2 protein-coding genes are annotated in these 2,682 nt (G+C 63.8%); one reads left to right on the forward strand and one right to left on the reverse strand.

Going from position 1 to position 2,682, the window contains the following annotated elements; all coding sequences use genetic code 11:
* The first annotated feature begins 266 nt into the window (after positions 1 to 266).
* Positions 267 to 1,067: a siderophore-iron reductase FhuF gene (gene fhuF, locus AC3WG5_RS19155; protein ID WP_492570318.1), complete on the forward strand. Its 801-nt coding sequence runs from the start codon at positions 267 to 269 to the stop codon at positions 1,065 to 1,067.
* Positions 1,068 to 1,227: 160 nt separating this feature from the next.
* On the opposite strand, the gene chrA is transcribed toward fhuF, so the two are convergent.
* Complete coding sequence (gene chrA / locus AC3WG5_RS19160) at positions 1,228 to 2,589, reverse strand: chromate efflux transporter (protein WP_492570320.1); 1,362 nt, start codon at positions 2,587 to 2,589, stop codon at positions 1,228 to 1,230.
* Positions 2,590 to 2,682: the final 93 nt, after the last annotated feature.

The raw sequence follows: 2,682 nt of genomic DNA on the forward strand, positions 1-2,682 counted from the left end.
GCGGCATTGCCGTGTGAAAGTAGGACACCGCCAGACTCCCCTCAAGAAAGCCCAGCTCATCCGAGCTGGGCTTTTTGTATTGGGGCGAGCAAATCATGCTGGGGTGCCGTACCTTTGCGGTGTCCCAAATGGGGGCTGGATTGTTCCGCCGAACGAATGGAATGGCACTGAGGGTAAGCGCGCTGCGCCCCAAGCGGACTGTGGTGTGGTCATGATTCTGTTCCTGCCTTGGTGGGTCGTACTGGGGCTGTGGCCGGGGAGAGTGGATGAATAGCACAGAGAAACCGTTATCTTGCTGCTTTGCCGAGTTGGTGCCGCCTGCGTATGCGCTGTATTGCCGGCATCTGCACCTGGGGTTGCCTGAGGACGTGAGCGGGATCGCTGTTCGGGTGTCAAGGTTGGCCGAACACCGTGATGTGTTGCTGAACGCACTGCGCCGGCAATACGGTGGCGGTAGCGACCAGGCCTTGTTGTCGCAGTGGTGCGGGCGCTATCTAAACCTGTTGTTGCCCCCGGCGCTGGTCGCAGCGCGGGCGTTGCGCCGACCTCTCCGGATGGCGCTGGCCGATTGCACCCTGCAGATGCATCAAGGCCTGCCCCAGGCCTTGTGGCTGCCTTGCGAGGCGTTGGGGGCCGAGACCGATGCTCCGGCGGAGCGTTATCGCTCCTTGTGCGTCGATCATCTGCTGCCATTTATCGACATGATGGCGGCCTCAGTCAGTCTGTCGCCGCGTGTGCTGTGGAGCACGGTAGGCAATAGTCTCGAATATGCACTTTCGACCGGGTTTGCGGGCGAGGAGGCACGGGCCGACGTCGACTACCTGTTCGGTCAACGGTCGTTTTTCGATACCGGTTTAGCCAACCCGCTGTATCGCACGGTGCACTACCTCGCGTCTCCTCCTGCTGCGCCCTTGTCTTCGCCATTGCGGGTTCGCCGTCTCTGCTGCCTGCGTGACCGTCTGCCGGGGGAGCGCGTGCTGTGCTCGAGCTGCCCCAAGCTGCTGCAACTTGATGAAGGCGCACTGGTGGAACAGCTGTTGCTGAGGAAGACTGCCTTCGAGGCGTAGCTTGCTCCCGCCCTGGGGTGCGGCATTGTCTCAAGGGAGAATCGGGGGGGCTGTTGCCGCTTCGTTTTTGCGTGGCGGGCAGGCCTGGCCGAGCCAGCACCTACGTCAAATCATTCGGCGGCCCCATCGCGCGGCGCTGCCGGCGTGGGATGGGGGCAAGTTAGAGGAATAGGGTCTTTGCCAGCAGGCCGACCACTGCACAGGCGGCGATGACCTGGATGACATTGCGCTTGAAGCGGAACAGGGCGATGCTCGCCGCCAGGGCGATCAAGGCGGATGGCCAGTCGAAATGACCGGAAAAACCTGTCGGCCACAGGACGTGATAGCCGAAGAACAGCGCCAGGTTGAAGATGACGCCGACCACCGCGGCGGTGATGGCGGTCAGCGGTGCGGTGAACTTGATGTCGCCGTGCGTCGATTCGATCAGTGGGCCGCCGGCGCGAATGAACACGAACGACGGCAGGAAGGTGAACCAGGTCACCAAGGTCGCGGCGAAGGCGCCGGCGAGGAACGGCAACTCGGGCCCGGTTAGCGCCTTGAGGTAGGCTCCGACGAAACCGACGAAAGTCACCACCATGATCAACGGGCCGGGGGTGGTTTCGCCAAGCGCCAGACCGTCGATCATCTGCGTTGCGGTGAGCCAGCCGTAATGGTCGACCGCGCCCTGGTAGACGTAGGGCAGCACAGCATAGGCACCGCCGAAGGTCAGCAGCGCGGCCTTCGAGAAAAACCAGCCCATCTGGGTGAACACGCCCTGCCAACCGAATGTCACCGTGAGTAGGGCGAGCGGAACCAGCCACAGTGCCAAGCCGATCGCGCCGATGCGCGTCAACTGCGACCAGCGGAAGCGGGCGTGTGCGGGCGTCGGGGTGTCGTCGTCGATCAAGGCCGGACCGTAGCCGTCCTTGATCTTGCCATGCCCCCTGCCGACCTTGAAGGTGGCCGGTGCCACGCGTCCACCGACATAGCCAAGCAGGGCTGCCCCCAGGACAATCAGCGGAAACGGCGCGTTGAGCGCGAAGATGGCGATGAACGAAGCGGCGGCAATCGCCCACAGAACGTTGTTCTTGAGTGCGCGCGAGCCGATACGATGCGCCGCCTGCACCACGATGGCGGTGACGGCGGGCTTGATGCCGTAGAACAGTCCGGCCACCAGCGGAACGTTGCCGAAGGCCACATACAGCCAGGACAGCCCAATCAGCACGAACAGCGAGGGCAGCACGAACAGCGCGCCGGCGACGATACCGCCCCAACTGCGGTGCATCAGCCAGCCGATATAGGTTGCCAACTGTTGCGCCTCCGGGCCGGGCAGCACCATGCAGTAATTGAGGGCGTGCAGAAAACGTTTTTCGCTGATCCAGCGGCGGCGTTCGACCAGTTCGCTGTGCATGATCGCAATCTGGCCGGCCGGGCCGCCGAAGCTGATGAAGCCGAGTTTGAGCCAGAAGCGGAAGGCTTCCCAGAAGCCGACGGGCGGTGGCGCCAAGGTGGGGGATGGCGTGTCAGGGAGGCGGCGGGTCATGGTGTTCTTTCTGTAGGGCGGCCGAGCTGCCGGCGACATTCCCGTTCGCGGAGGCCACGCTCGGGGGCATGGCGGCGGCGCGGTGTTGGGGGG

Source organism: Pseudogulbenkiania sp. FW507-F1 (genome assembly GCF_058781125.1).

Excerpts from the sequence above, each read along its gene's own strand:
- chrA (WP_492570320.1), bottom strand. The coding sequence starts at position 2,589 with ATGACCCGCCGCCTCCCTGACACGCCATCCCCCACCTTGGCGCCACCG.
- fhuF (WP_492570318.1), top strand. The coding sequence starts at position 267 with ATGAATAGCACAGAGAAACCGTTATCTTGCTGCTTTGCCGAGTTGGTG.